Origin of the sequence: Ancylobacter lacus (assembly GCF_018390635.1) — a bacterium.
GTDB classification, from domain to species: Bacteria; Pseudomonadota; Alphaproteobacteria; order Rhizobiales; family Xanthobacteraceae; genus Ancylobacter; species Ancylobacter lacus.
The window spans coordinates 61,312-85,317 of sequence record NZ_JAHBGE010000072.1 but is presented as its reverse complement, the minus strand read 5'-3'; the positions used below and the strand labels follow the sequence as shown (position 1 = coordinate 85,317).

The following is a 24,006-nucleotide window of genomic DNA, read 5'->3' as shown; positions in this document are numbered from 1 at the left end:
CGCGCGAGCCGCGCGGGAACGGACCGGCAGCCACGAGGCGCAGCACAGCGCCCGCCGCCGGCCCCTTCCGCGGGGCGATGACGGACCGGGCAACTGACGCGAGGGGGTGCAGATGCCGATCGACCTGATGCCGCTGGAAAGCTGGCTGGCCTTCGTCGCCGCCTCGGCGGTGCTGCTGGTCATTCCGGGGCCGACCATCCTGCTGGTGGTGTCCTATGCGCTCGGCCAGGGCCGCCGGGTGGCGCTGCCGGTCGCGACCGGCGTCGCGCTCGGCGACTTCACCGCGATGACCCTCTCCATGCTCGGCCTCGGCGCGCTGCTGGCGGCGTCGGCGGCGCTGTTCACGGCGCTGAAGTGGGTCGGCGCGGCCTATCTGATCTGGCTCGGCATCAAGCTGTGGCGTTCCGCCGGCGCGGGCGCCCTGCCCGACGCGCGCCCAAGCGGCTCGCCGCGGCGCATGCTGCTGCACGCCTGGGTGGTGACGGCGCTCAACCCCAAGAGCATCACCTTCTTCGTCGCCTTCCTGCCGCAGTTCCTCGACCCCTCGCGCAGCTTCCTCGCCCAGATGGCGGTCTTCGAGACCACCTTCCTGGTGCTTGCCGCGCTCAACGCCTTCACCTACGCCCTCGTCGCCGGACGGCTGCGGGGCTCCATCGGAAACGCTCGTGTCGTCGCCGCGGTCAACCGCGCGGGCGGCACGCTCCTGATCGGCGCCGGGGTGGCCACCCTGGCGTGGCGTCACGCCAAATAGACTGGGATCCCATGCTCTCTCGCACCGCCGACAATCTTTACTGGCTCGCCCGCTACATGGAGCGCGCGGAGTGCCTTGCCCGCATCCTCGACGTGTCGCAGCGCCTGGCGCAGCTGCCCGCGGCCTATGGCGGCTCGACCAATGAATGGAGCTCGGCGCTGCTCACCGCCGGCTGCGCCGACCTGTTCCGCGAGGTGCATGGCGACGCGGTGAACGAGGCCAATGTCGTGGCCTTCCTCGCCTTCGCGCCGGAGAATCCCTCCTCCATCCGCAACTGCTTCGAGATCGCCCGCACCAATGCGCGCTCGGTGCGCACCGCGCTGACGATGGAGATGTGGGAGACCATCAACTCCGCCTGGCTGGAGCTGAAGCGCTATTCCACCAAGAACATGACGCGTGAGGAGCTGGCCCGCTTCCTCGCCTTTGTGAAGGAGACCTCGCTGCGCTTCGACGGCGCCGCCTACCGCACCATGCTGCGCAACGACGCGTTCTGGTTCTCGCGGGTCGGCATGTATGTGGAGCGCGCCGACAACACCGCCCGCATCCTTGACGTGAAGTATCACGTGCTGCTGCCGGAATCGGAGCATGTCGGCGGCCCGCTCGACTATTTCCAGTGGGCTTCCATCCTGCGCTCGGTGTCGGCGCTGACCTCGTTCCACTGGGTCTACCGGCAGAGCGTGAAACCGTGGCTGGTGGCCGACCTGCTGATCCTCAACGCCCAGATGCCGCGCTCGCTGACGAGCTGCTACCAGAACATCTCGCGCTATCTCGACGACATCGCCGCCTATTACGGCCGGCAGGGCACCGCCCAGCGTATCGCCCGCTCCAACCTCACCCGCCTCGGCAACAGCCGCATGGAGGAGATTTTCCAGACCGGGCTGCACGAATACATCGACAGCTTCATCGCCGAGAACAACCGTCTCGGCGGCAGCATCACCGAGCAATATCTGGTCTAACGTCGTCCCGTCCTCGGGCTAGGGTGCCGGCCTATGCGTATCCGCGTGAATCACGCCACTGTCTATCGCTACGACCCGCCGGCGCTCGGCGCGATCCAGATCCTGCGCCTCACGCCGCGCAGCCATGACGGGCAATATGTCGTGTCGTGGCGGATCGACGTGTCCGAGAGCTGCCGGCTCCAGGCCCATGACGACGCCTTCGGCAACCTCACCCACACCTTCGCGCTGGACGGACCCATCGCCGAGCTGCGGGTGCTGGTGGAAGGGGAAGTCGAGACGCAGGACACCTCCGGCGTGGTGCGCGGCACGGTGGAGCGCTTCCACCCCTCGCTCTACCTGCGCCAGACCGAGCTGACCGAGCCGCATGGCGAGCTGCGCGGCTTCGCCGAGCAGGCGACCACCGGCCTGAGCGACCGGCTGGAGAAGCTGCACGGGCTGATGGGCGCGCTGAATGCCGCCATGACCTATGATCCCGACCCGACCCAGCCCTCCACCTCGGCGCGGGAGGCGTTCGAGCTGAAGCGCGGGGTCTGCCAGGACTACGCCCACATCTTCGCCGCCTGCGCGCGGCACCTGTCGATTCCGACCCGCTATGTCAGCGGCTATCTCGTCGGCGACGGGGCCACCCCCGGCGACGGCGCCGGGCACCAGGCCGGCCATGCCTGGGCGGAAGCCTATGTCGAGGGGCTGGGCTGGGTCGGCTTCGACGCCACCAACGATGTGTGCCCGACCGATTCCTATGTCCGCGTCGCGGTGGGGCTCGACTATCTCGGCGCCGCACCGGTGCGGGGCAATCGCTATGGCGGGGGCGAGGAGAAACTCTCGGTCGCGATCACTGTCGACCAGTCGGGCCGGCAGATCCAGGGCTGAGCCAACCGGCCCGCACCACGCGCCGCCGCAGCGGACAGCGGCTACAGGTCGCGCCGCCCCACCCATGGCGGCATCACGAAACCTGCATCAAAAGGGTTACCTGACGCGAAACCGCGCTATAAGAGCGCGCAAGCGGACGGACAGTGACTGGGGCATGCATTCATGACGTATTGTTGCGGCATACTCGTTCGCGACGGGCTGGTGATGATCGCGGACACCCGCACCAATGCGGGGCTCGACAACGTCTCCACCTTCCGCAAGCTGCACATTTTCGAGGAACCCGGCCGCCATATCATGGCGCTATCGACCGCGGGCAACCTCTCGATCTCGCAGGCCGTGATCTCCACCCTTCAGGAAGGCCTCGAAGACCCGGAAACCGGCAAGAAGCAGCTTCTCGCCGACGTCACCAGCATGTTCCGCGGGGCGGAACTGGTGGGCCGGGCGATCCGCCATGTGCACACGCTCTATGGCGAGGGGCTCAAGGAAGCGGACGTGCGCTTCGACGTCTCCTTCCTGTTCGGCGGGCAGGTGAATGGCGGGCGGATGCGGCTCTTCATGCTCTACGCCGCCGGCAACTTCATCGAGTGCACCAACGACACCCCGTTCCTGCAGATCGGCGAGCACAAATACGGCAAGCCGGTGCTGGACCGCTCGATTTCCTACGACACCGACCTCTACGACGCGCTGAAATCCGGCCTGATATCGATGGATTCGACCATGCGCTCGAACATCGGGGTCGGCATGCCGATCGACATCCTCATTGCCCGCCGCGACGCCGGCAAGGCCGAGCTGAACCACCGCATCGAGCCGGGCGAGCCCTATTTCCACGACCTGCGCGAGCGCTGGTCGGCGGCGCTGCGGCAGGCCCACACCTCGATCCCGCGCCCGCCCTACCAGCCGAAGTGAAAAACGACCGGCGCCGGAGACGGGATTTTCCGCTCCGGCGCCAGTACCGTGAAAGTTCTCGCCGCTCGCCGGTCAGGTGAGCAGGTAGAGGATGATGATGATCGGAATCGGAATACCGATGAGCCACATCAGAATCGCGGGCATGATCCTGTCCTTTCCTGTCGTTCGACCTTGATCCTGCTGATATAACGCGACACCAAAGCCGTGGTTCCGCGACGGGAGGCGCCGCCGCCCGCGCAAGAGGAGGACGCCCATGACCGAGGCCCGAATCGCCGCTCTCCCCGCCGGCCACCCGCGCATCGCCCTCGTCACCGGCGCCGGCTCCGGCATCGGCAAGGCCGCCGCGCTCGCCCTCGCCGAGGCCGGCTTTACCTTGGTGCTCACCGGGCGCCGGGCCGGCCCGCTGGAGGCCTTGGCCAGCGACATCGCCAGCCGCTTCGGCGGCGAGGCCCAGGTGGTGCCGGCGGATGTGGCCGATCCCGACTCGGTGGCGGCGCTGTTCGAGGCGATCCGCGAACGCCATGGCCGGCTCGACCTGCTGTTCAACAATGCCGGCGGCTGGTCGCCCGCCCGCCCGATCGAGGACGTAGCGCTCGCGGACTGGCAGTCGGTGCTGGCGGTGAACCTGACCGGCGTGTTCCTGTGCATCCAGCACGCGGTGCGGCTGATGAAGGCGCAGGAGCCCAGGGGCGGGCGCATCATCAACAACGGCTCGATCTCGGCCCACACGCCGCGGCCCAACACCGCCCCCTACACCGCCACCAAGCACGCGGTGAGCGGGCTGACCCGGCAGGTCGCGCTGGAAGGCCGGGCCCATTCCATCGCCTGCGGCCAGATCGACATCGGCAATGCCGACACCGACATGGCGGCGGGGATGAAGGCGGGCATCCTGCAGCCCAACGGCCAGATCATGGTGGAGCCGACCTTCGACCCCGTCCACGCCGCCCGGGCGGTCGCCTATATGGCGAGCCTGCCGCTGGACGCGAATGTGCTGTTCATGACGGTGATGGCGACCAACGCGCCCTTCGTCGGCCGCGGCTGAGGGCGTCAGAACACCGCCAGCGCGCCCTGGAACAGCAGCCAGCTCAGCAGCCCCATCACCCCGAGGCTGACGAGGGTGGCGACGATGCCGGCGATGATGAAGGCGCCGTCGCGCTCCACCAGCCCGAGGCCGAGGATGCACACCGCGATCCCCGGCGGCAGGTTGCCAAAGATCGGGATGGGCAGCATCAGCAGCAGGCCGAGCACGACGATCATCAGCCCGACCACGCTGCGCGCGGTGGGGCCGGAGAAGAAGGCCTGCCGCGGCCGCGAATAGACCTCGAAGCGCTTCACCCAAGGCAGCGCCCGGCCGATGATCTTCTCCAGCAGCGCGCGCGAGAGGGTGCGCCGCGCCAGCCAGCCCGGCAGCCACAGCTCGTCCCGGCCGATCGCCATCTGCACGCCCACGAGGCAGAGCACCACGCCGCAGAGCACGGGAATGCCCGGCGGCATCGGCAGGCAGTTGGGGATGCCGAACAGCAGCACGGTGAGGCCGAAGGCTCGGTTACGCAGCGCGCGCACCAGCTCCCCGAGCGAGATGCGCTCCGCCGAATGGGCGGTGACGATCGCCGAGAGGAGTTCGGAGGTGCGAGGACTGCGGTGATCCACGAGACTGCCCATTGCGGTACGGCTGTCCGGCCGCCAGCGGGCGTCCGGGCCGGGCCGTATAGCACGGCAATCGCGGCGAGAAGAGGCCCCGGCGGCCGCCGGCGTGCTTTCCACGGCCGGCGGGCCATCCTCACGGTGCCATGGAACCGCCCGCGCGGCTCAGTTCAACAGGAAAACCCCGTCCACCGCCCGCAGTTCCGCCGGCTTGACCAGCCGCGAATGGGCGACCGTCACCGAATGGAGCGGTCCTTCCAGCTCGCGGCGCCAGAAGGCGAGGAAGCGGTTCAGCTCGGGAAAGGCCGGGCAGAGATCGTAATGCTGCCAGAGATAGGTCTGCAGCAGCGAGGGATGGTCCGGCATGCGGTAGAGGATGTGGGCCGTGGTGAGGCCGTAGCCTTCGAGCTGCTTCACGAAGTCCCGCGACACCCGCGAGGTTCCGACACCGCTTACCGCACGCTCCGTCCGCATATTCACCCTCCTTCGCGTCGACAGGATCCGGGATGGGACAAGGGTGCGGCGAGACCGCCCGGACGGCAAGGGGAAAAATTGGATTTCGCGTTCAAAATCAAGGCATTGGCAGCATGCGTGAAGGAGTGCTGACAGTTCCGCGCGCCTCCACCCGCCACCTCTGGCACTCGCGCCCCCCGACTGCCAAAATTTTGCGCCGGCCCCCTTGCGCCCGTACGGGAGGGGTCCTAGATGACGGCCGGTCGCGCGCTGGCTCGGTTCGGGCGCGGCCGGAACATTTGGATTCCAAAGCTTTCTGGAGAGATGCGATGAAATTCCGTCCTCTGCATGACCGCGTCGTCGTGAAGCGCGTCGATGCCGAACAGAAGACCGCGGGCGGCATCATCATTCCCGATACCGCCAAGGAAAAGCCTTCGCAGGGCGAAGTCGTCGCCGTCGGCCCCGGGGCCCGCGACGAGGCCGGCAAGCTGGTCCCGCTCGATGTGAAGGCGGGCGACCGCGTGCTGTTCGGCAAGTGGTCGGGCACCGAGGTGAAGATCGACGGGGTCGACTACCTCATCATGAAGGAGTCGGACCTCCTCGGCGTCCTCGACGTCACCGCGCCGGCCCAGAAGGCCGCGTGAGCGGGGCGCCCGCCCCTGATTCCCTTTGCCGAAACGAAGCCCAACGCTTCTCCCGGAGAATTCTGAAATGGCTGCCAAGGAAGTAAAATTTGCCGGCGATGCGCGCGAGAAGATGCTGCGCGGCGTCGACATCCTCGCCAACGCGGTGAAGGTCACGCTCGGCCCCAAGGGCCGCAACGTCGTCATCGAGAAGAGCTTCGGCGCTCCCCGCATCACCAAGGACGGCGTTTCCGTCGCCAAGGAGATCGAGCTCGAGGACAAGTTCGAGAACATGGGCGCCCAGATGGTGCGCGAAGTGGCCTCGAAGACCAACGACCTCGCCGGTGACGGCACCACCACCGCCACCGTGCTCGCCCAGGCCATCGTGAAGGAAGGCGCCAAGGCGGTTGCCGCCGGCATGAACCCGATGGACCTGAAGCGCGGCATCGACCTCGCGGTCGAGGCCATCGTGGCGGACCTGAAGAAGAACTCGCGCGAAGTCACCTCCAATGAGGAGATCGCCCAGGTCGGCACCATCTCCGCCAATGGCGACGCCGATGTCGGCAAGTTCCTCGCCGAGGCGATGCAGAAGGTCGGCAACGAGGGTGTCATCACCGTCGAGGAAGCCAAGACCGCCGACACCGAGCTCGACGTCGTCGAGGGCATGCAGTTCGACCGCGGCTATCTCTCGCCCTACTTCATCACCAACGCCGAGAAGATGCGCGTGGAGTTCGAGGACCCCTACATCCTCATCCACGAGAAGAAGCTCTCCGGCCTTCAGGAGCTGCTGCCGGTCCTCGAGGCCGTGGTGCAGACCTCCAAGCCCCTGCTGATCATCGCCGAGGACGTCGAGGGCGAGGCCCTGGCCACGCTCGTCGTCAACAAGCTGCGCGGCGGCCTGAAGGTCGCGGCGGTGAAGGCCCCCGGCTTCGGTGACCGTCGCAAGGCCATGCTGCAGGACATCGCGATCCTGACCGGCGGCGAGGCGATCTCCGACGATCTCGGCATCAAGCTCGACAGCGTGACCCTTGCCATGCTCGGCCGCGCCAAGAAGGTGGTGATCGAGAAGGAGAACACCACCATCGTCGACGGCGCCGGCCAGAAGGCCGACATCGAGGGCCGCGTCGCCCAGATCAAGGCGCAGATCGAGGAGACCACCTCGGACTACGACCGCGAGAAGCTCCAGGAGCGTCTGGCCAAGCTCGCCGGCGGCGTCGCGGTGATCCGCGTCGGCGGCGCGACCGAGGTCGAGGTGAAGGAGAAGAAGGATCGCGTTGACGACGCGCTGCACGCCACCCGCGCGGCGGTCGAGGAAGGCATCCTGCCGGGCGGCGGCGTCGCGCTGCTGCGTTCGGTCAAGGCGCTGGACGGCATCGCGACCCAGAACAGCGACCAGAAGACCGGCATCGAGATCGTCCGCAAGGCGATCCAGTCCCCGGCCCGCCAGATCGCCTCGAACGCGGGCGAAGACGGCTCGCTGATCGTCGGCAAGATCCTCGAGCAGGACAGCTACGCCTACGGCTTCAACGCCCAGACCGGCGAGTATGTCGACATGTTCAAGGCCGGCGTCATCGACCCGACCAAGGTGCTGCGCTCCTCGCTGCAGAACGCGGCCTCGGTCGCCTCGCTGCTCATCACCACCGAGGCGATGATCGCCGAGCTGCCGAAGAAGGCCGGCGCGGCCCCCGCCATGCCCGGCGGCGGCGGCATGGGCGGCATGGACTTCTGATCGACGTCCATCTGGACGCCACGACGTCTGATCGACGTCCATCGGCTTCAGCATACGGAAGGGCGCGGCGAAAGCCGCGCCCTTTTTCTTTGGGCGATCGGACGCCGCCTCAGAGGCCCTGCCCGCCCGACACCTCGATCCGCTGCGCGTTCACCCAGCGATTGTCCGGCGACAGCAGGCTCGCGATCATCGGGCCGATATCGTCCGGCACCCCCACGCGGCCGAGCGCGGTCGCCTGCGCGAAGCTCCGGTTGAGCTCGGCATTGTCGCGGACGGCGCCGCCGCCGAAATCGGTCTCGATCGCGCCCGGCGCCACCGTGTTCACCGCGATGCCCCGCGCCCCGAGTTCCCTGGCCATGTAGACCGACAGCACCTCAACCGCGCCCTTCGCCGCGGCATAGGCGGCGAAGCCCGGATGGGCCATGCGGGTGAGGCCGGAGGACAGGTTCACGATGCGGCCGCCATCCGCGAGCAGCGGCAGCAGCGCCTGGGTGAGGAAGAACACACCCTTGACGTGCACGTCGAACAGCCCGTCGAACTGCGCCTCCGTCGTCTCGGCGATCGCGGCGTAGTCGCCATGCCCGGCATTGTTCACGAGATGATCGAAGGTCTCGCGCCCCCAGCTCTCCCGCAGCGCGGTCCGCAGCCGCTCCGCGAACGGCGCGAAGCTGGCAACTTCCCCCGTGTCGAGAGCCAGCGCGACGGCCGTGCGGCCCAGGGCGCCGATCTCGGCGACCAGCGCGTCGGCTTCCTCGCGTCGGCTGCGATAGGTGAAAACGACATCGCCGCCGCGCCGGGCGATGCTGAGCGCGGTATTGCGGCCGAGCCCGCGGCTGCCGCCGGTGATGAGGCTGATCGTGGTCATGGTCCAACTCCTCTAGCGTGACCATTCCGGTATCCTGCAGGCGCGCCGCGCGTTGTTGCCGGAAGCTCGGCGTTCCTTGCCTGATCCTCCGGAATGGGTGCGCGCCCGCGGCCAAGGGAGTAGGATCGCCCGATGACCACGCTGTTCGACGCCGTCCGCCGCCATGCCGAGGCCCATGCCGACACCGACGGCGTGGCCGCGACCGCCATACCCGGCCTCGGCACCGTTCGGGCAACGGCGGCGAGCGACCTCGTCCACGCCATTTCCCGGCCGCTGATCTGTCTGGTGGTGCAGGGTGGCAAGCAGGTCTCCATGGGAAGCCGGACCTTCGCCTTCGCGGCGGGCGATTCGCTGCTGATCACCGCCGACGTGCCCATCGTCAGCCAGATCACCCGCGCCAGCGTCGCCGCGCCCTATCTTTCCCTCGTGCTGGAGCTCGATCCGGTCGTCATCGCCGACCTCATGGTGGAGATGAAGGCGGTCGGCCTCGCCGACCCCTCCCCCGTGCGGGTCGAGCCCACCGACAGCGAGGTTGCGGATGCGGCGCTGCGGCTGATGCGGCTGCTCGACCGGCCGGAATCCCTTCCGGTGCTGCAGGCCCAGCTCACGCGCGAGATGCACTATTGGCTGCTGGCCGGGCGGCACGGCCCGGCGCTCCGCCGCCTCGGCTGGCCCGACAGCGTCGGCCAGCGCATCGCGCGCGCCGTGGCGGTGCTGCGCGCCGACTTCGCCCGTCCGCTGCCGGTGGAGCGCCTCGCCGGCGTGGCGGGCATGAGCCCCTCCACCTTTCACCACCACTTCCGGGCGGTGACCTCGCTGTCGCCGCTGCAGTTCCAGAAGCAGCTGCGGCTGATCGAGGCGCGGCGGCTGATGCTGGCGCAGGGGGCGACGGCCAGCCAGGCGGCCTTCGCGGTGGGCTATGAGAGCGTGCCGCAATTCACCCGGGAATATGGCCGGATGTTCGGCCTGCCGCCGGTGCGGGACATGAAGGCGGTGCGGGACCGGGCCCGGACCGCCGCCTGAGGCGGGGCCGGCCGAGGCGGGATGCCGCCTCCCCCTCAGTCCAGCGTCTGCCGGAACCGGCTCACCGCGATCAGCATCGCGACCAGCATGATCGCCGCCAGCATCGCGATGTCCCGCGCGAGGTCGGCCGCGTCCGCGCCCTTCAGCATGATGCCGCGCACGATGCGCAGATAGTGGGTCAGCGGCATGGTCTCGGAGAGCCACTGTGCCCAGCGCGGCATGCCGGCGAAGGGAAACATGAAGCCGGACAGCAGGATGTTCGGCAGGAAGTACATGAAGGTCATCTGCACCGCCTGGAGCTGGTTCTGCGCCACGGTGGAGAAGGTGTAGCCGATCGAGAGATTGGCGACGATGAACAGCGCGGTCAGCGCCACCAGCAGCGCCAGCGAGCCCACCATCGGCACCCCGAACACATACCAGCCCGCCAGCAGGATCATCCCCGCCTGCACCGCCCCGACCATGACATAGGGCGCGATCTTGCCCAGCATGATCTCGACCGGGCGGATCGGCATGGCGAGCAGCGTCTCCATCGTGCCGCGCTCCACCTCGCGCGTCACCGAGAGCGCGGTGAAGATCAGCATGGTCATGGTGAGGATGGTGCCGAGCAGGCCGGGCACGATGTTGAGCTGGGTCACCGCCGCCGGGTTGTAGCGGGGATGGGTGCGGATGACGAAGGCGGGTGGCGCCGTCTCGGTGCCGCTGCCCTGCGGCCCGCCCTCGCCGGCGAAGCGCTCCCGCGCCACCGCCCGCTCGACGATCTGGGACAGCGCGGAAAGCGCGCTGCCCGAGGCGACGGGGTCGGTGGCGTCGGCCGCCACCAGCAGCGCCGGGCTCTCGCCGCGGCGCACCGCGCGCTCGAAGCCGGCGGGTATCTCCACCACGAACAGCACCTGCCCCGCGCGCACCAGCGCTTCCGCCGCCGCCTCGTCCGCGGGGCGGGCGGTGAGCGCGAAATAGCCGGTGTTCTCCAGCGCGGCGAGGATGGCGCGGGTCAGCGCGGTGTTCTCATGCGCCAGCACCGCGGTCGGCAGGTGGCGCGGCGTGGTGTTGATGGCGTAGCCGAACAGCACGAGCTGCAGCAGCGGGATCAGGATCATGGTGGCGAAGGACACCCGGTCCCGCTGCAATTGCAGGAATTCCTTGCGCATCATGGCGCCGACGCGGCGGAAGAAGCCGCCGCCCGCCGGGGCGGGCAGGCCCGGCAAGCCCTCGGGGCCGGGCGGCGTCATCGGAAATTGTCCTGCGAGCGGTTCATCAGGTCGATGAACACGTCCTCCAGCGTCGGCGCGTCCGGCCGCACCGCGAGCCCGTCGCGCGCCCGCAGCGGCGCGACCGCCGCCTCCAGCGCCGCACGGTCGCGCCCGCCGACATGCACGCTGGCGCCGAACGGGGCGATGAGCTCGATGCCCGGTCGGCCCTGAAGCTCGGCCATCAGCGCGGCGGGATCGGCGCCGGAGACGGTGACGGTGGAAAGCCCGGCCCCGGCCACCACCTCCGCCACCGTGCCCTGCGCCAGCACCTCGCCATAGGCGATATAGGCGATGGCGTGGCAGCGCTCGGCCTCGTCCATGTAGTGGGTCGAGACCAGCACGGTGAGCCCGTCGGCGGCGAGCTGGTGGATCTGCCCCCAGAACTCGCGCCGCGCCTTGGGGTCGACCCCGGCGGTGGGCTCGTCGAGCAGCAGCAGGCGCGGCGAGGGCAGGATGCAGGCGCCGAGCGCGAGGCGCTGCTTCCAGCCGCCGGAGAGCGAGCCGGCGAGCTGGCGCTCGCGCCCGCCGAGGCCGAGCCGCTCCACCGCCGCCCGCGCCGCCTTCACCGGCTGCGGCACGCCATAGACCCGGGCGACGAATTCGAGGTTCTCGCGGACGGTGAGATCGGCGTAGAGGCTGAAGCGCTGCGCCATGTAGCCGACATGGCGGCGGATTTCGCGCGACTGCGTCAGGATGTCGAGGCCGAGGCAGGTGCCGCGGCCGCTGTCCGGCGTCAGCAGCCCGCACAGCATGCGGATGGTGGTGGTCTTGCCCGAGCCGTTGGGGCCGAGGAAACCGTAGATCTGGCCGCGCCGCACCCGCATGGAGAGGTCGCGCACCACGGCGCGGCCGCCGAACGCCTTGGTCAGCCCCTCCACCTCGATCACGTCGTCGGGCTCGGGCGCCAGGCCGGGCAAAGCCGCGCTCATGGTGCGGTCCCCGCCGGCGCATTCCCTGCCGGCGCCGTACCCGCCGGCGCCGTGCCTTCCGCGGCGAGCGTCACCGTCACCGGCTGGCCGGGCCGCAGCGCGGCGGGGTCCTGCGGGCGCGCCTCCAGCATGAAGACCAGCTTCGCCCGCTCGTCGAGGCTGTAGATCACCGGCGGGGTGTATTCCGCGCTGGCGGCGATGAAGCTCACCCGCGCCGGGATGGCGGCGGCGCAGCCGTCGCAGGTCACGTTCACCACCGTGCCGGTGCGGAAGCGCGGCAGCGCCGGTTCCGGCACGAAGAAGCGCACCCTTATGCGCTCCGGCGGCAGGATGGCGAGCACCGGCCGCCCCGCCGGCACCAGCTCGCCCGGCCGGAAATACACCGTCTCGACGCTGCCGCCCACCGGGGCGACGCGGCGGCGGCGGTCGAGCCGCACCTGCGCGGCGGCGCGGTTGGCCTCCGCCACCGCCACCGCCTGTTCCGCCGCGGCGATCTGGTGGGTGCGCCCGGCCAGCGCCCCGGCGGCGATGCGGTTGCGGGCCTCGTCGAGCGCGGCGGCGTTCTGGTCGTAGGTGTGCTGGGCGGTGTCGAGCGCGGCCTGCGAGCCGACCTTCTTCTCGGTCAGCTCCTTCTGGCGCTCCAGTTCGAGGCGGGAGAGGTCGAGCGCGGCGGCGGCGCGGCGCTCCGCCGCCTTCAGCACCTCCAGCTCCTCCGGCCGCTGGGTGGCCTCGCGCAGATTGGCAAGCTCGGACTGGGCCTGGGCGAGGCTGGCCTGTGTCTGCGCCAGCTCGGCGGCCTGCAGCGCGTCCTCCACGGCGAAGAGCGGGGTGCCCGGCGTCACCCGGTCGCCCTCCTCCACGTCGAGCGTGACGAGGCGGCCGGCCTCGTCGGGCCCGACGAACACGGTGTCGCCCTCGGCATAGCCCTGGAAGCGCGGCGGCGCGGCCTCGCCGCAGCCGGCGAGCAGGCCGGCACAGGCCAGCACGCCGAGCCACCCCGCGAGAGCGGACGCACGGCGCCGGCCGGAGGCACGACAGGCGCGGGCGCTGAGAAATGCCAAGCGACGGCACGGCACGTTCATATCCTGCTCCAGCCGGGACGGCGCGGCCGCCGCTCACTACCGCTCGCCCGGGTCGCCGCCACCCCCGCCGGCGCGCGGCGGCGATGGGAGACGCGCGCCCCGGCAGCGCTGGAGGTATCACCGCACGCCGTCCCCCGCGCATTGATGCCGCGCAACCCCGCGTGGCCACCGGCGCACCGCCAGCGGTCGCCGGGGCCGGACCGGGGCGGAAAACCCTCGCCCTTGCCGCGCAAGAGGCGCACGCTGTGGCGACGCTGGCGCACCACAAGGGCGCGCCGGGACACCGGGAGCGGCCCCGCGGCGCGGGCGGCCCGCCGTTCCCCCCGCCCCGGCCGGTGCCGTGGGCGGGCGGGCCCGTGTGGGTCGGGCAAGCCGGGCGGCTGCGGATGGGTGGTTCGACAGGACATTGCATCCTCCGCGTGCAGGATAGGGCTACCCCTCCGGTTCCACAACGCGCGGCGCCGCACTCCGTCGCAGCTCTTCGTGCCCCTGGGCACGTCCAGGCGGGAATCGCCGCCGTATCCACCCGATGGAGCCGGCCGCCCGCCCCGGCCCGTCGTGACACAGGAATGCGCAGACATTCCGCCGCCGAATCGGAAGGCGCCGCCTTCCACCCGTACCGGCACAACGCCACCGGAGAAACGCCATGCTGCCCATGCCCGACGCCTCCGCCTTCCCCGCCGCCCGGCCTCCGGCCGCGACACCCGCGCGCGCCGCCCGGCGCGGCGCCGTCGCCGCCCGGCGGCACCGGTTCGGCCGGCCCTCGCCGCTGGTCGCGGCCGCCCTGCTGCTGCCGGCGTTGCTGCCCGCCCGGGCGCTCGCGGCGCAAAGCTGCATGCGCGCCTGCATCTCCGGCCGGATGAACAGCGGCGACGACGACCTCGCCCTGCGCAACACGCTGCGGGCCTGCCGCGACACCTGCCTCGCCGAGGAGAAGGCGGCGCTGGAGCGCGACGGCCTGCCCGAGCGCTACGCCGGCTGCAAGGCGACGCCGGTGAGCCCGGCGGAATTCCGCGCGCTCCGCTCCGCCAATGCCGGCTTCACCGTGCACACCAACGTGCTGCTGTGGGAGTTCACCAACACCCTGCCGGACAAGGTGATCCGCTCGGTGGAGGTCAGCACCCAGACCATGAGCCTCTCGGACGCCGCCTTCACCACCCGCACCCTCATTCCGCCGGGCCGCACGGCGACCATCGTGGTGATGGATTTCTTCGACGGCTACCCCAATGCCCGCTTTGCCGCCAAGCTCTCGCGGGTGGAGGCATGCCCCCTGCAGTGAGGCGCTGCCCGCTGCGGCACGGCAGGGCCGCACGGCTGCGCGAGCTTCCGCAAAGGCAGCGTTGACAAGCGGCGACGGAGGGCGTTGCTAGGGCGTGACGCTAAAAGTCACGTTGGACCAATAGGTTAGAGTAATTCCAATGTACCGGATCGACCGCCGCTCCCTGCTGCGGACCGGCCTTGCCCTCGGCGCCGGTGCCGCCCTCGCCGGTGGCTCCGTGCGCGCCGGCCGCGCCGCCTCGGCCGACGAGCTGACGCTCTACAACGGCCAGCACCGCCAGGTGACCGACGCCGTGGTCGCCGCCTTCAGCAAGGCGACGGGCATCGAGGTGCTGGTGCGCAACGGCTCCAGCCCGCAGATCGCCAACCAGCTCATCGAGGAAGGCGACCTCTCCCCGGCCGACGTGTTCTATTCCGAAGGCAGCCCGCCGGTGGCGGCGCTGGCCAAGCGCGGCATGCTGGCGAAGCTGCCGGCGGAGACGCTGGCGCAGATTCCCGCCACCTATGTCGCCACCTCCGGCGAATGGACCGGCATCACCGCCCGCGCCCGCGTGGTCGCCTTCAACCGCGACCTCGTGAAGGAGGAGGAGCTGCCCGCCTCCCTGCTCGGCTTCGCCGACGCCCGCTGGGCCGACAAGGTGGGCTATGCCCCGGCCAGCGACGCCTTCCAGGAACAGATCGTGGCGCTGCTGCAGATGAAGGGGCGGGACGCGACGCTCGGCTGGCTGCGCGGCATGAAGAAGGTCGGCCGGGTCTACAACAACAATATCGGCGCGATGCAGGCGGTGGAGCGGGGCGAGATTCCCTGCGCGCTCATCAACAACTACTACTGGTTCACCGTGGCGCAGGAGGTGGGCGCGGCGAAGATGCGCTCGGCGCTGCACTACATCCGCCACCAGGACCCCGGCGCGCTGATCACCGTCTCCGCCGCCGCCATCCTGAAGAGCGGGCGCAACCCGGAGGCGGCCCAGCGCTTCCTCGCCTTTCTCGTCAGCGCCGAGGGACAGAAGATCATCGCCGACGCCATGGCGGAATACCCGCTGCGCCCCGGCATCGCCTCGCCCTACGCGCTGGAGCCGTTCGACCTGCTGGACCCGCCGCCGGTGACGCCGGCCGATCTCGGCGACGCCGCCGAGGCGATCCCGCTGGCGCGCGAGGCGGGCCTCGCGTGAGCCCCGCCCGCCCCGCCTGCGCGGTGTTGCCATGAGCCTCGCGCCCGAGCTTCGCGCAGACGACGTGCGCCCCCCGGAGGAGCCGCGCGCCCGAGGCGCGCTGCTGGGCCGGGAGGAGCCGGGCATGGCGGACCTGCCGCTCCGCCTCGCCGTGGCCGGCGACGCGGCGGCCGGGGATGTGACCGCCGGAGACGCGAAAACCCTGCCGGCCGCCGGCCGATCGCGGCGGGGCGGGCGCGGGCGGGCGCCGTTCTGGCTGCTGGCGGCGGCGGCGGTGCCGGTGTTCCTCGTCGCCCTGCCCATTCTCTACGTGCTGGCGCGGGGCTGGGAGGCGGGGCTTGCCGCCGCGCTCGCCCTGCTGCTGCGCCCGCGCAGCGCCGAGCTGCTGGCCAACACGCTGGCGCTGGCCCTCGCCGTCACCGGCCTCTCCATCGTGATCGGCACCGCCTGCGCCTTCCTCATCGAGCGCTGCGCGCTGGCGGGGCGCGGCCTCTGGCGCACGCTGGTGTGCCTGCCGCTGGCGGTGCCGGCCTTCGTCTCCTCCTATGCCTGGGCCTCGCTCGGCCCGTCCTTCCAGGGCCTCGGCGGGGCGATCCTGATCCTCACCCTGTCGCATTTCCCGCTGATCTACCTGCCCGCCGCCGCCGCGCTGCGGCGCATGGACACCCGGCTGGAGGACGCCGCCCGCTCGCTGGGCGAGACCGCGCCGCGCGCCCTGCGCCGGGTGGTGCTGCCGCAGATCCGCCCCGCGCTCGCCGCCGGCGGGCTGCTGGTGATGTCGCACATGCTGGCGGAATTCGGCGCGCTGTCGCTGCTGCGGGTGCAGACCTTCACCACCGCGATCTTCCAGGAGTACGAGCTTCAGTTCAACAGCGCCAACGCCGCCCTGCTCTCCGGCGTGCTGATGGCGCTGTGCCTGCCGGTGGCGTTCGGCGAGGCGTGGGTGCGGCGCGACCAGCGCCTCGCCCGGGCCGACCGCCGCAGCCGGCGCGAGCCGCCGCTGCTGCCGCTCGGCCGGGTCCAGCTTCCCGCCCAGCTCGGCCTCGCGCTGCTGGCCGCCGCCGCGCTGGGGGTGCCGCTCGGCATGCTCGGCTACTGGCTGACGGTGGGGCTCTCGGCCGGCGCCGGCGCGGCCGGGCTGCTGCGGGCGATCGCCGGCTCGCTGCAGCTCTCGCTCGGCGGGGCGGCGCTGACGACGCTGCTGGCGCTGCCGCTGGTGCTGCTGGCGACCCGCTTCGGCACCCGCTTCGCCCCGCTGCTGGAGCGGCTGCCCTATGTCGTGCACGGCCTGCCGGGGCTGGTGGTGGCGCTGGCGCTGATCTTCGGCGCCATCCGGCTGGTGCCGGCGCTCTACCAGACCACGGCGCTGGTCTTCGTCGCCTACGCCATCCTGTTCCTGCCGCTGGCGCAGTCCGCCCTGCGCGCCACCGCCGAGCTGGTGCCGGCGGAGCTGGAGCAGGCGGCCCGCACGCTCGGCCGGGGACCGCTCGCCGCCTTCGCCGCGGTGACGCTGCCGGCATTGGCGCCGGGGCTCGGCGCCGGTATGGCGCTGATCGTGCTGGAGCTGATGCGGGAGCTGACGGCGACGCTGCTGCTCGCCCCCTCCGGCGTCTCGACGCTGGCCACCGAGGTGTGGTCCTACACCAATGACGGCTCCTATGCCGCCGCCGCGCCCTATGCCGCGCTGCTGGTGCTGGTGTCGGGGCTGCCGGTCTATGTCTTCACCCTGCGCACGCTGAAACAGGGCCGCCGCGGTGCCTGACGCAGAAGGTCCCGCGCGCCCGTGCGCGGGGCCGGCGGCCGGCGATGGCCGGGCCGCCCGCTCCAACGTCATCCGCTGCCGCCCCCCTTCCCTGAAGGTCCCCGCCGCCGGCCCCGACGGGCCCCGCCGGCATGACGGCGCGGTGGTGTCGGGCTATGCTGCCGGCGCGGATTCCGGGCGTGGCGGGCGGACGTCGAAGCGATGGTGATGGGCGAAACGCCGGGCGGGAACGGCGTGGACGGCGAGGCCGACCCGATCGGTCCCATCGTCCACCCCACCGCACCGACCGCACCGCGCGCGGGGCGGGCTCCGGTACGCAGCGTGGTGCACACCGCCTGCCCCTATTGCGGGGTCGGCTGCGGGCTGCTGGCGCGGCCGGACGGGCGGGGCGGCGCGACCATCGCGGGCGACCCCGCGCACCCCGCGAACCACGGAAAACTCTGCTCGAAAGGCGCCGCTCTGGGCGAGACGCTGGGCCTCGGCACCCGGCTTCTGCACCCGATGATGCGGCAGGGCGCCGGGCCGCTGCGCCGCGTCTCCTGGGACGACGCGCTCGGGCGGGTGGCGGAGGGCTTCCGCACCGCCATCGAGCGCCATGGCCCTGATTCCGTTTCGTTTTATCTCTCGGGCCAGTTGCTGACGGAAGATTATTACGCCGCCAACAAGCTCGCCAAGGGCTTCCTCGGCACCGCCAATGTCGACACCAATTCGCGGCTGTGCATGGCCTCCACCGTATCGGGACACCGCCGCGCCTTCGGCTCCGACACCGTGCCGGGGGTGTATGCCGATCTCGATCTCGCCGATCTCGTCGTGCTGGTCGGCTCCAACGCCGCCTGGTGCCACCCGGTGCTGTTCCGGCGGCTGGAAGCGGCGCGGGCGGCGCGCGGCACAAGGCTGGTGGTGATCGACCCCCGCCACACCGCCACGGCGTCGGAGGCCGACCTCGCCCTCCACCTAAACCCCGGAAAAGACACGATCATTTTTGCCGGCCTGCTCGCCTTCCTCGCCGAGGCCGGCCGGCTCGACACCGCCTATATCGCCGCCCACACCAGCGGCTTCGAGGCCGCGCTGGCCCGTGCCCGGGCGCTGGCGCCGGATATCGACGCCGCCGCCCGGGCCAGCGGCGTGCCGGCGGCCGACCTCGCCGCCTTCTACCGGCTGTTCGCCGAAACGGAGCGGGTCGTCACCGCCTTTTCGCAGGGGGTGAACCAGTCGGCGCAGGGCACCGACAAGGTCAACGCCATCATCAACTGCCACCTCGCCACCGGACGGATCGGGCGGCCCGGCATGGGCCCGTTCTCCCTCACCGGCCAGCCCAACGCGATGGGCGGGCGAGAGGTCGGCGGCCTCGCCAACCAGTTGGCCGCGCACATGGTTTTCACGCCCGAGGCGATCGACCGGGTGGGCCGCTACTGGCGCGCCCCGCGCATGGCGACGCGGGAGGGGCTGAAGGCGGTCGCGCTGTTCGAGGCGATCGCGGAGCGCCGCATCCGCGCGCTGTGGGTGATGGGCACCAACCCGGCGGTGAGCCTGCCGGAGGCGGACCGACAGCGCAAGGCACTGGCCCAGCTCGATTTTCTCGCCATCTCCGACAATGTGCTCGCCAGCGATACCCTCGCCTGCCAGCCCCATGTCGCGCTGCCGGCGCTGGGCTGGGGCGAAAAGGACGGCACGGTGACGAATTCCGAGCGCCGCATCTCCCGCCAGCGGCCCTTCCTGCCGCCGCCGGGTGAGGCGCGGCGGCTCGGCTTCGCCGGCGCCTTCGGCTGGGACGGCCCGGCCGCGGTGTTCCGCGAGCATGCCGGCCTCTCCGCCTTCGAGAATGACGGCACCCGGGATTTCGACCTCGGCGCGCTGGCAACGGTGGACACGGCCGCCTACGACGCGCTGGCGCCGGTGCAATGGCCGGTACGCGCCGGCGAAACGACGGGCGAGACACGTTTTTTCGCCGAGGGCGGGTTCTTCACGCCGGACCGCCGCGCCCGCTTCGTCGCGCCGGAGGCGCCGGCGCTGGCGCAGCCGGCGAGCCCCGCCTTCCCCCTGGTGCTCCTCACCGGCCGCACCCGCGACCAGTGGCACACCATGACCCGCACCGGCCTCAGCCCGCGGCTCGGCGGCCATGCTCCGGCGCCCTTTGTCGCGATGAACCCGGCCGACGCCGCGCGGCGCGGGATCGGCGCGGGCGATCTGGTGCGGCTGTCCTCGCCTCATGGGGCGGCGACGCTGCTGGCGCAGCTCTCGGCGGACCAGCCGCCCGGCACCCTGTTCGCCCCGATCCACTGGTCCGACACCACCGCCTCGGGCGCCCGGGTCAATGCCCTGATCGGCGCGGAGGTCGATCCCGTCTCCGGTCAGCCGGAGTCGAAGGGCGCCCCGGTGCGGGCGGAGCGTGTGGATGCCGCCACACGCGGCATCCTGCTGGTGCGGGGGGCCGCACCGGTACGGGACGCGGCGCCATGGTCGGCGGCGTGGTGGGCGGATGTCGCGGTGGCGGGCGGCCATGCCCGCCTCTTCGCCGATGCCCGCGACGCCACCGCATGGCGACAGGCGCTCTGGCGGGAAGAGGCGTGGCGGCAGGCCGGCGCTTCCGGAACGGCGGTGGAGCATGACGACGGGCCGGCCGGGCTCTACCGCGCCGCGCGCTTCGATGCCGACGGCCGGGTCGCGGCGGCGCTCTTCATCGGGCCGGCGGTGGCGCCGCCGCGGCTCGATGCGGTCAAGCACCTGCTGGAACAGGCGAATGTGGCGCCCGAAGCGCGGCGCGCGCTTCTGCGGGGCGTGGACGCGGCCGGGAGCCCGGGCCCGCAGGTCTGCGCCTGTTTCGGGGTTGGCCGCCATGCCCTCGAGCGGCTGGTGGCGGCGGAGCCGGGAGTGGACCTTGCCACCCTCGGCGAAAGGCTCAAGGCCGGCACCGCCTGCGGCTCATGCCGGCCGGAACTGTGCCGCCTGCTGCGGCCGGCGGCCGCCGCGCCCTGAACCGGCGCGGCGCCCCCATCAGACGCGCGGAAGCGCCGGCTTCCGCGGCCTTTGGCGGACGTCCGCCCTCACATCTTCACGTCGACCTTGCCGATGCCGATGAACTGGGTTTCCCCGGACGAGCCATCGACCCCGTCATTGTCGGTGACGATGTAGCCATTGCCGGCGCCATCGAGGGTGAAGCCTTCCACCTTCTCCAGCACATAGCCCTTCGGCGTCTTCAGCGCCTCGATGAGGTCGACCGCGAGCTGCTTGCGCAGCACCGGGGCGTCCTTCGCGTCGAGCGGGGCCGGGGTGACACCGGCGAGCGAGACATAGGTGAGCTTCTTCACCTTGGCGTCCGGGCCGATCTGGTTGTCGCGCTCGATGAGGAGGAGCCCGCCATTGACCGCGGAGACCTCCGAAAGCCCGACCCAGCCCCTGGCGGCGGGATCGAGGGGGTAGCGCACATAGCCCCAGCTCTTGGTCGCCGGGGTGTAGGCGAGCAGCCGGGCCTGATCCTTCGGATCGTCCTTCCACGGCCGCTGCACCGCGATCCACACCGTCTCCCCGGCGCCGGAGCCGACCACGGTCACGCCCTCGAAGCCGAAGCGGGTCGCCTGCGCGGCGAGCGCTTCCGGCAGGGCGATCTCTTCCTCGATGGCGCCGGTCCCGGAGAGGCGGAGCAGCAGGTTCTGGGTCGGGTTCTCCTTCTTCTCCGGGTTACCCTCGGAAACCACCCAGAAACCGCCCGCCGGGCGCACCGCAATGCCTTCCAGATCCAGCCCCTTCGCCGGCTGTCCCCCGCGGGTGACGAGCGTCGCCGCGGTGATGGTGGCCGGCTTCTGCGCGGCGTCCACCGTGAGGATGCGGGCCTGCGCGTAGAAGCTGTCGGTCACGGCGTAGAGCGTGCCGGGCTTCGACGCGTCGGCCGCGAGGCCGGAGAGCGCGCCCCACCAGATCGGCTTGCCGTCCGGCCCGTCCTGCGCGGTGATGGTGGGATAGGCCGCCACGCCGGGCGCGCGCTGGAAGAGGGTGACGACCGAGCCGATGCCGCCATCCTCGCGGCGGTCGGTCTCGCTCGCGGTCACGAAGAGCTGGCGCGAGGGAATGGCGAGCAGCCCCTCCGGGCCGATGCCGCCGGGCAGCATCTGCAGGAATTCCGGCGCCGCGTCCGGGCCGCGGTCGCGATAGACGAAGACCAGCGAGGCGCGTTCGGCCCCGACGAAGATCAGGCGCTCGTCGCCGAAGGTCGCGACCTCGGCGCCCTCCATCTCGATGCCCTTCTTGTTGCGCTTCTCGGGATAATGGCCGGCCCGCACCGCGAGATATTCCGGCGCCGGACCGCTCTCGAACAGCACCTTGCCGGTCGTGTCGTAGACGGTGAAGCCTCGGGTGCCGCCCTTCCAGTCGCCTTCGTCGGCGGTGACGAAGCGGTTGTCGTCGATCCAGTGCACCGCGTCCGGCTCGCGCGGCACGTCCTTCAGGGTGCCGGTGAGGTCGATCACCCCATCCTTCTTGGTGTCGACATTCTCGAGCGTCACCGTGCCGGTGGGGAAATGCGCCGTGACCTTGCCGGTGGGCAGGTCGACCAGAACGATGTGGTTGTTCTCCTGCAGCGTCACCACCGCCTGGTTCCGGGCGTTGATGTCGACGAACTCCGGCTCCGGGTCCTCCGGGGCGATGGCGGCGAGGCCGGTAAGGTCGACGACCTTCTTCGCCGCGCAGTCGGCCACGCCGTCCTTCAGCGGCAAGACGGTGAGATTGCCGCCGGGAAGCTGGGGCAGCGCGCCGTCATTGATCTCCTCGTCGCGCTCGTTCTCGATGGCGATGGCGAGGAAGCTGCCGTCCGGGCTCACCGCCAGCGAATCCGGCTGGCCGCCGAGATCGCAGCTCATCTCGATCTTGCGGCCGGCGAGGTCCACCGTGGCGAGGAAGCCGGAGGGCTCCGCCTTCGACTTCGAGGTGACGACGCCGACAAAGGCCCGGCCGCCGACCACGACGGTGGAGGTCGGCTCGCCGCCCAGCGCCACCACGCCGCCGGCCCTGGGCGCCGCGGGATCGGTGATGTCGACGAGGCCGAGCCGCTCACCCGGGCTGTCGGTGTAGACCAGCGTGTTGCCGTCGGCGGTCGCCTTGATGATCTCGGCCGAGGTGGGCTTGGAGGCATCGGCGCCGGGCGGCAGGTTGTCGATCACGAGGAAGCTGGACACCCGGTTGAACACCGGCGCCGGCGACTGCGCATGGGCCGTGGCGGCCATCAGTACAGCGAGCGAGATGCCGGAGAGGAGAGAAGCGCGCATGGATCATCCCTTGAGCTGAATCGTCGGGGCAGTTCCAGCGCGGTTCGATGACGACGGGATGACACCTGCGGAAGCCGGGCGAAGGGTCATGAATATTGACGTAGAGTCAAAAGCATTTCTACTTTAGTTCAGTCGTCTTTTTCTGGAATACCAAGCTTTTCGCTTGCACCTGCCGAAGCGGCATCGTCTCTTTCCCCAAGGTTCAGGCGCACAAGCGCCGGATCGAGGCGGGCAACGCACCGCACGAGGAAACGCCAGAGGAGACGCCCCCATGACCGACACGTCAGGGAACGACGCGCCCGTGCGCGCGCAGAACGAAGTGCCCGTCCGCGCTGAAGGTGCCGCCAGCCGCCGCCGCTTCATCGCCACCGTGGCGGCCGGCGCCGCCGGCGCCGCCCTCGCGGCCCCCGCCGTCCACGCCCAGGCGCCCATCCGGCTGAAGTTCCAGTCGACCTGGCCGAACAAGGACATCTTCCACGAATTCGCCGGCGACTATGTCAAGCGCGTCAACACCATGACCGGCGGCCGGGTGGAGCTGGAACTGCTCGCCGCCGGCTCGGTGGTGCCGGCCTTCCAGATGGCGGACGCGGTCTCCGCCGGCATTCTCGACGGCGGCCACGGCGTCGCCGCCTATTGGTACGGCAAGAACAAGGCCTTCTCGCTGTTCGGCACCGCACCGGCCTTCGGCTGGGATGCCGATGAGCTGCTGGGCTGGGTGCGCTATGGCGGCGGGCAGGCGCTCTATGACGAGCTGATCACCAACGTGCTGAAGCTGAACGTGGTCGGCATGCTCTACGGGCCGATGCCGACCCAGCCGCTCGGCTGGTTCAAGAAGGAGATCACCTCCGCCGCCGACCTGAAGGGTCTGAAATACCGCACCGTCGGCCTCGGCGCCGACCTCAGCAAGGAACTCGGCGCCGCGGTGACCATCGTCCCGGCCGGCGAGATCGTGCCCGCCATCGACCGCGGGCTGCTGGACGGCGCGGAGTTCAACAACCCCTCCTCCGACCTCGTGCTCGGCTTCCCCGACGTGTCGAAGGTCTACATGATCCAGAGCTACCATCAGGCGCTGGAGTGCTTCGAGATCCTGTTCAACAAGACCAAGTTCGACGGGCTGCCGCCGGACGTTCAGGCCATCCTCAAATCCGCCGGCGACGCCGCCTCCTCCGACATGATGTGGAAGGCGCAGGACCGCTATTCCAAGGACCTGGAGGCGATCAAGGCGCGCGGCGTCAAGGTGCTGCCGACGCCGAAGCCGGTGCTGGAGGCCCAGCTCGCCGCCTGGGACACGGTCATCGCCAATCTGTCCGCCGACCCCTTCTTCAAGAAGGTGATCGACAGCCAGAAGGCATGGGCGCAGCGGGTGGTCGGCTTCCGCCTGCAATACGAGGTCGACAGCCGCATGGCCTACGACCACTTCTTCGGCAAGGCCTGACCCCGGCGGGCGCCGCCGTC

21 protein-coding genes are annotated in these 24,006 nt (G+C 70.8%); 13 read left to right on the top strand and 8 right to left on the bottom strand.

The genetic code is table 11. The annotated features are described in order from the left end of the window. The first annotated feature begins 127 nt into the window (after nucleotides 1-127). The 4 genes from KHC27_RS17505 (at nucleotide 128) to KHC27_RS17490 (ending at nucleotide 3,483) form a co-directional block, all read left to right on the top strand. Complete coding sequence (locus KHC27_RS17505; RefSeq protein WP_213340845.1) at nucleotides 128-751, top strand: LysE family translocator; 624 nt, start codon at nucleotides 128-130, stop codon at nucleotides 749-751. An 11-nt stretch (nucleotides 752-762) separates the two neighbouring features. Beyond that, nucleotides 763-1,707 carry an alpha-E domain-containing protein gene (locus tag KHC27_RS17500; protein ID WP_213340681.1) on the top strand — a complete coding sequence of 315 codons (945 nt, stop codon included), beginning with the start codon at nucleotides 763-765 and terminating at the stop codon, nucleotides 1,705-1,707. A 33-nt stretch (nucleotides 1,708-1,740) separates the two neighbouring features. Beyond that, nucleotides 1,741-2,577 (top strand): transglutaminase family protein, encoded by an 837-nt coding sequence (locus KHC27_RS17495; RefSeq protein ID WP_213340680.1) that lies wholly within the window; start codon nucleotides 1,741-1,743, stop codon nucleotides 2,575-2,577. Between the two features lie 162 nt (nucleotides 2,578-2,739). Continuing rightward, complete coding sequence (locus KHC27_RS17490) at nucleotides 2,740-3,483, top strand: peptidase (RefSeq protein WP_213340679.1); 744 nt, start codon at nucleotides 2,740-2,742, stop codon at nucleotides 3,481-3,483. Between the two features lie 72 nt (nucleotides 3,484-3,555). Here the strand turns inward: KHC27_RS17490 and KHC27_RS17485 are convergent, their stop codons facing one another. Continuing rightward, a complete protein-coding gene (locus tag KHC27_RS17485; RefSeq protein ID WP_213340678.1) occupies nucleotides 3,556-3,738 on the bottom strand; it encodes a hypothetical protein in 183 nt (60 codons plus the stop codon). Here KHC27_RS17485 and KHC27_RS17480 point away from each other — a divergent pair. After that, nucleotides 3,737-4,525, top strand: coding sequence for an SDR family oxidoreductase (locus KHC27_RS17480; RefSeq protein ID WP_213340677.1), 789 nt, complete (start codon nucleotides 3,737-3,739; stop codon nucleotides 4,523-4,525). The two genes, KHC27_RS17485 and KHC27_RS17480, sit on opposite strands and share 2 nt — an antisense overlap. Before the next feature lie 5 nt (nucleotides 4,526-4,530). Here KHC27_RS17480 and KHC27_RS17475 read toward each other — a convergent pair whose 3' ends face one another. Beyond that, the gene (locus tag KHC27_RS17475) at nucleotides 4,531-5,145 is read right to left on the bottom strand and encodes an exopolysaccharide biosynthesis protein (RefSeq protein WP_213340676.1); all 615 of its coding nucleotides are present in this window, start codon (nucleotides 5,143-5,145) and stop codon (nucleotides 4,531-4,533) included. A 147-nt stretch (nucleotides 5,146-5,292) separates the two neighbouring features. Further along, nucleotides 5,293-5,601, bottom strand: coding sequence for an usg protein (locus tag KHC27_RS17470; protein ID WP_213340675.1), 309 nt, complete (start codon nucleotides 5,599-5,601; stop codon nucleotides 5,293-5,295). Nucleotides 5,602-5,909: 308 nt separating this feature from the next. Between KHC27_RS17470 and groES the strand changes: the two genes are divergently transcribed. Both groES and groL read left to right on the top strand, forming a co-directional pair. Continuing rightward, nucleotides 5,910-6,224 carry a co-chaperone GroES gene (groES, locus tag KHC27_RS17465; protein ID WP_213340674.1) on the top strand — a complete coding sequence of 105 codons (315 nt, stop codon included), beginning with the start codon at nucleotides 5,910-5,912 and terminating at the stop codon, nucleotides 6,222-6,224. 67 nt (nucleotides 6,225-6,291) lie between these two features. Beyond that, nucleotides 6,292-7,932 carry a chaperonin GroEL gene (groL, locus tag KHC27_RS17460; protein ID WP_213340673.1) on the top strand — a complete coding sequence of 547 codons (1,641 nt, stop codon included), beginning with the start codon at nucleotides 6,292-6,294 and terminating at the stop codon, nucleotides 7,930-7,932. A 109-nt stretch (nucleotides 7,933-8,041) separates the two neighbouring features. On the opposite strand, the gene KHC27_RS17455 is transcribed toward groL, so the two are convergent. Next, a complete protein-coding gene (locus KHC27_RS17455; protein ID WP_213340672.1) occupies nucleotides 8,042-8,797 on the bottom strand; it encodes an SDR family oxidoreductase in 756 nt (251 codons plus the stop codon). Between the two features lie 132 nt (nucleotides 8,798-8,929). On the opposite strand from KHC27_RS17455, the gene KHC27_RS17450 reads away from it, so the two are divergent. After that, nucleotides 8,930-9,820, top strand: a complete 891-nt coding sequence (locus KHC27_RS17450) for an AraC family transcriptional regulator (RefSeq protein WP_213340671.1) — start codon at nucleotides 8,930-8,932, stop codon at nucleotides 9,818-9,820. A gap of 35 nt (nucleotides 9,821-9,855) precedes the next feature. Here the strand turns inward: KHC27_RS17450 and KHC27_RS17445 are convergent, their stop codons facing one another. The 3 genes from KHC27_RS17445 to KHC27_RS17435 are packed head-to-tail and all read right to left on the bottom strand — an operon-like array spanning nucleotide 9,856 to nucleotide 12,985. Continuing rightward, nucleotides 9,856-11,049 (bottom strand): ABC transporter permease, encoded by a 1,194-nt coding sequence (locus KHC27_RS17445; protein ID WP_213340670.1) that lies wholly within the window; start codon nucleotides 11,047-11,049, stop codon nucleotides 9,856-9,858. After that, nucleotides 11,046-11,999, bottom strand: coding sequence for an ABC transporter ATP-binding protein (locus KHC27_RS17440; RefSeq protein WP_213340669.1), 954 nt, complete (start codon nucleotides 11,997-11,999; stop codon nucleotides 11,046-11,048). The genes KHC27_RS17445 and KHC27_RS17440 overlap by 4 nt, the downstream gene beginning before the upstream one ends. Continuing rightward, nucleotides 11,996-12,985, bottom strand: coding sequence for an HlyD family secretion protein (locus KHC27_RS17435; protein WP_343210935.1), 990 nt, complete (start codon nucleotides 12,983-12,985; stop codon nucleotides 11,996-11,998). Before KHC27_RS17435 ends, KHC27_RS17440 begins: the two co-directional genes overlap by 4 nt. 742 nt (nucleotides 12,986-13,727) lie before the next feature. Here KHC27_RS17435 and KHC27_RS17430 point away from each other — a divergent pair. The 4 genes from KHC27_RS17430 (at nucleotide 13,728) to KHC27_RS17415 (ending at nucleotide 20,269) form a co-directional block, all read left to right on the top strand. After that, nucleotides 13,728-14,360, top strand: coding sequence for a hypothetical protein (locus KHC27_RS17430; protein WP_213340667.1), 633 nt, complete (start codon nucleotides 13,728-13,730; stop codon nucleotides 14,358-14,360). Nucleotides 14,361-14,499: 139 nt separating this feature from the next. After that, the gene (locus KHC27_RS17425) at nucleotides 14,500-15,531 is read left to right on the top strand and encodes an iron ABC transporter substrate-binding protein (RefSeq protein ID WP_213340666.1); all 1,032 of its coding nucleotides are present in this window, start codon (nucleotides 14,500-14,502) and stop codon (nucleotides 15,529-15,531) included. A gap of 31 nt (nucleotides 15,532-15,562) precedes the next feature. Then, complete coding sequence (locus KHC27_RS17420; protein ID WP_246520040.1) at nucleotides 15,563-17,293, top strand: ABC transporter permease; 1,731 nt, start codon at nucleotides 15,563-15,565, stop codon at nucleotides 17,291-17,293. A 207-nt stretch (nucleotides 17,294-17,500) separates the two neighbouring features. Beyond that, entirely contained in the window at nucleotides 17,501-20,269 is a 2,769-nt protein-coding gene (locus KHC27_RS17415; RefSeq protein ID WP_213340665.1) for a molybdopterin-dependent oxidoreductase, read from the top strand. Nucleotides 20,270-20,337: 68 nt separating this feature from the next. Here the strand turns inward: KHC27_RS17415 and KHC27_RS17410 are convergent, their stop codons facing one another. Next, nucleotides 20,338-22,551: an esterase-like activity of phytase family protein gene (locus KHC27_RS17410; protein WP_213340664.1), complete on the bottom strand. Its 2,214-nt coding sequence runs from the start codon at nucleotides 22,549-22,551 to the stop codon at nucleotides 20,338-20,340. 271 nt (nucleotides 22,552-22,822) lie between these two features. On the opposite strand from KHC27_RS17410, the gene KHC27_RS17405 reads away from it, so the two are divergent. After that, nucleotides 22,823-23,986, top strand: coding sequence for a TRAP transporter substrate-binding protein (locus KHC27_RS17405; protein ID WP_246520039.1), 1,164 nt, complete (start codon nucleotides 22,823-22,825; stop codon nucleotides 23,984-23,986). Nucleotides 23,987-24,006 lie beyond the last annotated feature (20 nt).

Excerpts from the sequence above, each read along its gene's own strand:
- KHC27_RS17505 (WP_213340845.1), top strand. The coding sequence starts at position 128 with ATGCCGCTGGAAAGCTGGCTGGCCTTCGTCGCCGCCTCGGCGGTGCTG.
- KHC27_RS17500 (WP_213340681.1), top strand. The coding sequence starts at position 763 with ATGCTCTCTCGCACCGCCGACAATCTTTACTGGCTCGCCCGCTACATG.
- KHC27_RS17495 (WP_213340680.1), top strand. The coding sequence starts at position 1,741 with ATGCGTATCCGCGTGAATCACGCCACTGTCTATCGCTACGACCCGCCG.
- KHC27_RS17490 (WP_213340679.1), top strand. The coding sequence starts at position 2,740 with ATGACGTATTGTTGCGGCATACTCGTTCGCGACGGGCTGGTGATGATC.
- KHC27_RS17480 (WP_213340677.1), top strand. The coding sequence starts at position 3,737 with ATGACCGAGGCCCGAATCGCCGCTCTCCCCGCCGGCCACCCGCGCATC.
- KHC27_RS17485 (WP_213340678.1), bottom strand. The coding sequence starts at position 3,738 with ATGGGCGTCCTCCTCTTGCGCGGGCGGCGGCGCCTCCCGTCGCGGAAC.
- KHC27_RS17475 (WP_213340676.1), bottom strand. The coding sequence starts at position 5,145 with ATGGGCAGTCTCGTGGATCACCGCAGTCCTCGCACCTCCGAACTCCTC.
- KHC27_RS17470 (WP_213340675.1), bottom strand. The coding sequence starts at position 5,601 with ATGCGGACGGAGCGTGCGGTAAGCGGTGTCGGAACCTCGCGGGTGTCG.
- groES (WP_213340674.1), top strand. The coding sequence starts at position 5,910 with ATGAAATTCCGTCCTCTGCATGACCGCGTCGTCGTGAAGCGCGTCGAT.
- groL (WP_213340673.1), top strand. The coding sequence starts at position 6,292 with ATGGCTGCCAAGGAAGTAAAATTTGCCGGCGATGCGCGCGAGAAGATG.
- KHC27_RS17455 (WP_213340672.1), bottom strand. The coding sequence starts at position 8,797 with ATGACCACGATCAGCCTCATCACCGGCGGCAGCCGCGGGCTCGGCCGC.
- KHC27_RS17450 (WP_213340671.1), top strand. The coding sequence starts at position 8,930 with ATGACCACGCTGTTCGACGCCGTCCGCCGCCATGCCGAGGCCCATGCC.
- KHC27_RS17445 (WP_213340670.1), bottom strand. The coding sequence starts at position 11,049 with ATGACGCCGCCCGGCCCCGAGGGCTTGCCGGGCCTGCCCGCCCCGGCG.
- KHC27_RS17440 (WP_213340669.1), bottom strand. The coding sequence starts at position 11,999 with ATGAGCGCGGCTTTGCCCGGCCTGGCGCCCGAGCCCGACGACGTGATC.
- KHC27_RS17430 (WP_213340667.1), top strand. The coding sequence starts at position 13,728 with ATGCTGCCCATGCCCGACGCCTCCGCCTTCCCCGCCGCCCGGCCTCCG.
- KHC27_RS17425 (WP_213340666.1), top strand. The coding sequence starts at position 14,500 with ATGTACCGGATCGACCGCCGCTCCCTGCTGCGGACCGGCCTTGCCCTC.
- KHC27_RS17420 (WP_246520040.1), top strand. The coding sequence starts at position 15,563 with ATGAGCCTCGCGCCCGAGCTTCGCGCAGACGACGTGCGCCCCCCGGAG.
- KHC27_RS17415 (WP_213340665.1), top strand. The coding sequence starts at position 17,501 with ATGGGCGAAACGCCGGGCGGGAACGGCGTGGACGGCGAGGCCGACCCG.
- KHC27_RS17410 (WP_213340664.1), bottom strand. The coding sequence starts at position 22,551 with ATGCGCGCTTCTCTCCTCTCCGGCATCTCGCTCGCTGTACTGATGGCC.
- KHC27_RS17405 (WP_246520039.1), top strand. The coding sequence starts at position 22,823 with ATGACCGACACGTCAGGGAACGACGCGCCCGTGCGCGCGCAGAACGAA.